This window comes from Sulfitobacter sp. L-8 (assembly GCF_056859255.1).
The window spans coordinates 304,403-310,402 of sequence record NZ_JBSXOD010000046.1; the positions used below are offsets into that span (position 1 = coordinate 304,403).

The following is a 6,000-nucleotide window of genomic DNA, read 5'->3' on the forward strand; positions in this document are numbered from 1 at the left end:
GCTTCGCAAGAGAGCGCTGGAAAACAACATTGGGCCCCTGACATGTCCTTTAACCTCCGACCAATGTTCCGCCGTTGGGATGCAGGACCTGGCCGGTCATGTAAGACGAATCCTCACAGGCCAGAAACAAAAGCGCCGGTGCGACCTCATTAGGTTGTCCCGGTCTGCCGAGAGGTGTGTTTTCGCCAAAACTCTCGACTTTGTCGGGCGGAAACGAAGCCGGTATCAACGGGGTCCAAATCGGACCCGGTGCGACACCGTTCACCAAGATACCCTTCGGCGCAAGCTTACTGGACATCGCACGCACAAAGGCAAGAATGGCCCCCTTGGTTGACGCATAGTCAATAAGCAGATCCTGACCTTTAAACGCAGTAACGGATGTGACGCAAATGATACGCCCCCCTTCCTTCAGATGCGGCAAAGACAGTTGCGTCATAAAGATCGTGCCAAATATGTTGGTTCGAAACGTACGTTCTATCTGATCTTCGTCGATATCCTCGGGATCTTCCTGCGCGTGTTGCTCTCCTGCGTTGTTAACCAGAATGTCTATGGTACCAAATTGATCGACTGTCTGCTGAACCGCATCTTTGCAGAACGCTTTTTGACCGATATCCCCCCTTAGCAGAATTGCTTCGCTTCCTTCGGCCTCAATGAGGTCCTTGGTCTTTTCGGCATCCGTGTCCTCGTCACGGTAAACAATCGCTATTTTTGCGCCTTCTTGCGCATAGAGTACGGCTGTCGCGCGACCGATCCCGGAATCGCCGCCCGTTATCAAAGCTACTTTGCCCTTTAATCGGTCAGATCCTTTATACCGAGGGTGGTACTCCGGCTTTGGGGTCATCTCATTCTCGATGCCAGGCTGACGCGTTGTGGCGTTATGGTCAATTTGTCCAGACATTCTAATCGTTCCTTTCAATTTGCCTATATTTTGAAAAAAACAACGCGGACCGTTTGAGGTTCCCGTAGCAAGGAGCCGCCAGCGGATTATTGCGCTGACCCTCTCGCGGCGAAGGTTTCGAGCGCGGACACGAGCACCTGGACCTGTCACGGATTCGAGCGGATTGAAGTATCACACACACCAACTGAAAATTGGGAATGTGCCGGCGATAATGTCATCAAAGGATGGTGTAGGACAAACCCTTCAACAGCGCATTACCGGCGTTTGAATGGGCTGATACCGCCCCGCCGCGTTCGAACGCGAGGTGGCTTTAACGCGCCACGGCGGCGGCCCGCCCGTGCGACGGGTCCTATCATTGTCAGGACGTCTTCGGTTTATACCGGCTTGGTTTGTCGAAGCTTCCGCAAAATCGTCGGACGTTCTTAGCCCTGCCATCAGAGGGGGCGGGTCCAACGTGCTGACCGTGCGATTTCTCTTGGCGGACGATCCAGATAGCGAGCAGAGATCCGCGGTCGCGGGCTCTGTCATTGCGGCCATCCAGTCGGGCGCTGAGCTCTAATTTATCATTCAGGACGTATGATCTGCGTGAAGTCACTAGGCGTCGTGCAGTCAAACTGCCAGATAAGAGAGTGTAGTCGGTGCTTTTCACGTAGAGGGGTGTCAAGGCCGCACCGTCTCGCGTTGCGTTTGCTTGATATTTTGGAGCGTTGAGCTTTATGAATGATCCAGTCGTTCCATTTGACCTGACACGGATGTTTTTCGGAACAGACCCCACGCTGTTCTATCTTGAGATAGTTTTTCGGATTTGCGCGGTCTATGCCTATGCGCTGCTGCTGATACGGTGGATCGGCGGGCGAAGCATCGCTCAGATGTCAACGGTGGAATTCTTGCTCGTCATCGCGCTGGGTTCCGCCGTCGGCGACGCAATGTTTTACCCCGAAGTGCCTCTTCTTCATGCGTTTCTGGTCATCACCGGCGTTGTCGGGATAAATAAGATCCTCGATCTTTTGATCTTCCGTTATCGATCGGTCGAAAAGCTTATAGATGGCGTAACCACCGAGGTTATTCGGGATGGGGTAATCAATTTGCAAACCCTACGAGATAACAAAATCGGCAAAAGTGAACTTTTCGAAAACTTGCGTGAACATGGCTATGTCAATCTGGGCCAGGTAAGAAAAGCCTATCTCGAGTCCTCAGGCCGCTTCAGCTTCTTTCGGGCGAGACCATCGCGACCCGGACTGCCAATTGAACCTGCATGGGATGTTTTCACCCCCGAGATATGCGACCGGACCTCGGAGGCCGGGAAAAATACGTTGCTGGCCTGCCGCAATTGCGGAACGCTCGTCGAAGCGGCTGCCAATACGCCAGACGTTTGCCCACATTGCAGTGCCACAGTCTGGACGGCCGGAAGATTGCCTGAACGCGACGTGCAGTAACTGTCGAGCTCCACCTCTAGTTGTGTCTCCGCATCTATCGCGAGGATCATGAGCGTCATCGCTTACTAAGTACCGAGGCAGCGGCCATTGCACACAGGATTGGCTGTATTACCAGGACCTCCTACGGATGCCAAGACCCACCTTGCCAAACTGCAAAATCTGATGGGCCGCGGATCCCGTGCCTGAACTCAAGATGGAGGATCGGCGACACAACCTCGGGTTGGGAATGTGACCCGCGCGCTCCGGGCGATGACAGTGATGATCGTGCCCCCGGTCGCGGCCCTGGATGGGCCTTCTGTTCTCTTTGGGATGGTCGTTATTCGGGGTCCCGCGAGACTGGGCAAAGGACGGCCTTTGGCCTAATCTCGACGGAGGCGTTCCCCCATACCTATGACGGGGTTGTCAGGTCCATGGGCCGGAATTTTTGCCATTGCGCACCTTCGGAACCCGGCTGCGGGACACAGGTGGGACGACAGTGCCCGACGAGCGCCCGCTTGGCGCGGACATCGCACGCAAGGCGGCTATGCGGTTTTCGGTCGCGGGATGGGTCGCAAAAAGGCTATCGTGTTTATGGGCGTGTAGCGGGTTGATGATAAACATATGCGCCGTCGCCGGATTGCGCTCTGCCGCGTGATTGTCGATGCGGGGCGCGCCCATTGCGATCTTCTCCAGCGCCGATGCCAGCCAAAGCGGCTGACCACAGATTTCGGCCCCCGCTTTGTCAGCGGCATATTCCCGCGTCCGGCTGATCGCCATCTGCACCAATGCTGCCGCCATCGGCGCAAGGAACATCATCAACAGCGTGCCGATCAGCCCCAGCCGCTCCCGCGATCCGCCAAAGAAGATCGCGAAGTTCGCCAGCATCGAGATCGCACCGGCGAAGGTCGCTGTGACGGTCATGATTGCGGTGTCGTGATTGCGGATATGCGCCAGCTCATGCGCGATGACACCCGCCAGCTCTTCCCGCGTGAGGCTGCGTATCAGGCCCGATGTCACCGCCACCGCCGCATTTGCAGGGTTCCGCCCGGTGGCAAAGGCATTGGGTTGCGGCGTATCGATCAGGTAGACCTTGGGATCCGGCAGGCCCGCGTTCCGCGCGAGCTCTACCGTCAAGGCGTGCAAACCGAACCGGTCGCCGGGAGCCAGAGGCTGTGCGTTGTGCATGCGCAGGACCATGCGGTCCGAATTCCACCACGTAAACGCATTCATTGCCGCCGCAACAACCAGCGCGATCAGGGCACCACCGGAACCGCCGATCAGATAGCCTACGCCCATGAAAAGCGCAGTCATTGCCGCCATCAGCATCGCTGTCTTTACATAGCCCATCCTGTTCTCCCGAACTTCTGTATTACGAACGTAACAGACATATGGGTAGGGATTTGACCTGTGCAAGTACGGGCGATTGCCACACGGAACCAGTGAGTTTCGCGAGCGTGCCGCTTCGGTCGCGGCCTGGTCTGCTTTCCCATTCGTATCTTGTTTAGCTTTTCGGAGCACGGGGACTTTCGTGCAGCAACTCCGATTTTTCCGGTGCGCCAAGGGCTGGCATTTTCAGGTCGGCATCAGCGCTGAAACGCGACGCTGCACCACTGGATTGTGATCTCCGCCCTCACAGGTCGTCCCTTCGGGTCTCGAATTGATTTGGGGGCGTTTCCACCCCGGGCCGTAGCGGATGCGGAAGACACGCACATAACTCAGATAAGGTACCACTTCGGATCGAAAACCGGCATGACCCTTGCGCTCTACCAGCACATGACCGAACAGTTGCTCGCACGGCAGACACGTCTATTTACTGATCCTACCGTCCCCTCTCACGGAAATGGGCGAAGTCGTGCGATTTTCTTGATGCCGATTTTGATGACGGGTACGTGCGCGTTGTTCAGGAGCTTATTGCGGTGGGCTGGTCCAATCCGCAAATCGGCGACGCAGTGCGTGCGTCACTGGTTCAATGGCGGGATCTGCACGTCGGCCTTGCGGAGGAGTTTGGGAATAAGATCGGCGGCTTGGGGCCGAGGCTGTGTGGAAACGTATATTTCTACTATTCTGAATGAGTAATCAGGAGATGTCGGATGAAGCGTTTCATTGAAGGTGATAATCGAGAGCAAGGGGTTCTATTCCCCGACCATCTTGAGGACTTCGTGGGCGACAGTAATCCGGTTCGTGCTGTGGACGCGTTTGTTGATGCACTTGATCTGGTCGATATGGGTTTCAGTGACGCTGCCGCGACAGGAAGGCCCGGTTATCATCCGGCGGTTTTACTGAAGATCTATGTTTACGGATATCTCAACCGCATTCAATCGAGCCGCCGACTGGAGCTGGAGACAGGTCGCAACGTCGAGATGATGTGGTTGACCGGTCGTCTTGCACCCGACTTCAAAGCAATTGCGGATTTCAGGCGCGATAACAGCAAAGCAATCCGCAAGGTGTGCAGTCAGTTTGTGATGTTATGTCGTCACGTCGGTCTGTTGAACGGTGACGGTGTTGCGATTGATGGCAGCAAGTTCAAAGCGGTGAACAACCGGGATAAGAACTTCACGCCTGCCAAGGTGAGGCGGCGACTGTCGGACATTGAAACCAGTATCGAGCGCTACCTTTCCAAGCTGGACGCGGCTGACCGCAATGAGCCCGCTTTGCCGCCAGGCAAGATTGCTCATTTGCACGAACGCATCATCAAACTCAAAGAACAACTGGAGGAATTGAAAGCCATCGAGATCAAGGTTCAAAACGCACCAGATGCCCAGGTATCTTTGACTGATCCTGACGCACGCTCCATGCGGCATCGGGGCGGCGGCATTGTCGGCTACAACGTACAAACAGCCGTTGATGTTGAGCATCATCTGATTGTGGCACACGAAGTGACATCATCGGGCAGTGATCGAGGGCAATTGGTGAAGATGGCCAACCAAGCGCGCTTGGCAATTGGCGGCGAAGAGATCACGGTTGTCGCAGATCGAGGATATTACGGCGGCGAACAACTGCTTGAGTGCGCCAACACTGGCATCACAACCTATGTGCCCAAGCCGCTTACATCGAGTGGTCTCAAACGAGGGTTCTTCATCAAGCAGGACTTTATCTACGACGCACAAAACGATGTTTATATCTGCCCGGCAGGTCAGAGCCTGACCAAAGGTGCCCATCGGTCAGATCGTCAAAGCGACATCAACTTCTACCGGCATCTGTCGGCCTGTTTCAGTTGCCATCTCAAGCCGCGCTGCACGACCGAGAAACTGCGCCGCATCCGACGCTGGGATCAAGAAGACGTGCTGGATGATATCGAGCGCAGGTTGGAAGAAAAACCTGACGCGATGCAGGTCCGTAGATCAACCGTTGAGCATCCCTTTGGAACGTTGAAGGCTTGGATGGGATACACTCATTTCCTGACCCGAACACGCGAAAAGGTCGCCGCAGAGATGAGCCTCCATGTCTTGGCGTATAACTTCAAGCGGGTCCTCAAGATCATCGGGATTGCCCCTTTGATGGCCGCGTTGAGGGTGTAATTGAGCCAAACAGCGCTAATTGTCGGGCAGATCCCGCGATCAAAGCCCCGACCCGATGAAATAGGACCCCATATGGGACAAATGGCGCTCCTGGAATAGAAAAACGCCATGGGCGGAAAAACAGAGGTCCAAAACACGCAATCAAATGCGTTTCCACACAGCCTCGGCC

Annotated in this window: 4 protein-coding genes; 2 read left to right on the top strand and 2 right to left on the bottom strand. The window is 55.4% G+C overall.

Features of this window, described 5'->3' with window-relative positions; genetic code table 11:
* Positions 1 to 49: 49 nt before the first annotated feature.
* Positions 50 to 898 carry an SDR family oxidoreductase gene (locus tag AC13DE_RS10975; RefSeq protein WP_483047836.1) on the bottom strand — a complete coding sequence of 283 codons (849 nt, stop codon included), beginning with the start codon at positions 896 to 898 and terminating at the stop codon, positions 50 to 52.
* A 716-nt stretch (positions 899 to 1,614) separates the two neighbouring features.
* On the opposite strand from AC13DE_RS10975, the gene AC13DE_RS10980 reads away from it, so the two are divergent.
* Entirely contained in the window at positions 1,615 to 2,334 is a 720-nt protein-coding gene (locus AC13DE_RS10980) for a YetF domain-containing protein (protein ID WP_483047837.1), read from the top strand.
* Positions 2,335 to 2,736: 402 nt separating this feature from the next.
* On the opposite strand, the gene htpX is transcribed toward AC13DE_RS10980, so the two are convergent.
* On the bottom strand, positions 2,737 to 3,660 hold the full coding sequence (htpX, locus tag AC13DE_RS10985) for a zinc metalloprotease HtpX (protein WP_483047838.1): 924 nt from the start codon (positions 3,658 to 3,660) through the stop codon (positions 2,737 to 2,739).
* A gap of 743 nt (positions 3,661 to 4,403) precedes the next feature.
* Between htpX and AC13DE_RS10990 the strand changes: the two genes are divergently transcribed.
* Complete coding sequence (locus tag AC13DE_RS10990; protein ID WP_483047839.1) at positions 4,404 to 5,831, top strand: IS1182 family transposase; 1,428 nt, start codon at positions 4,404 to 4,406, stop codon at positions 5,829 to 5,831.
* The last annotated feature ends 169 nt before the right edge of the window (positions 5,832 to 6,000 follow it).

What these genes read in the sequence shown, in the direction of transcription:
- htpX (WP_483047838.1), bottom strand. Translation starts at nt 3,660, where the DNA reads ATGGGCTATGTAAAGACAGCGATGCTGATGGCGGCAATGACTGCGCTT.
- AC13DE_RS10975 (WP_483047836.1), bottom strand. Translation starts at nt 898, where the DNA reads ATGTCTGGACAAATTGACCATAACGCCACAACGCGTCAGCCTGGCATC.
- AC13DE_RS10980 (WP_483047837.1), top strand. Translation starts at nt 1,615, where the DNA reads ATGAATGATCCAGTCGTTCCATTTGACCTGACACGGATGTTTTTCGGA.
- AC13DE_RS10990 (WP_483047839.1), top strand. Translation starts at nt 4,404, where the DNA reads ATGAAGCGTTTCATTGAAGGTGATAATCGAGAGCAAGGGGTTCTATTC.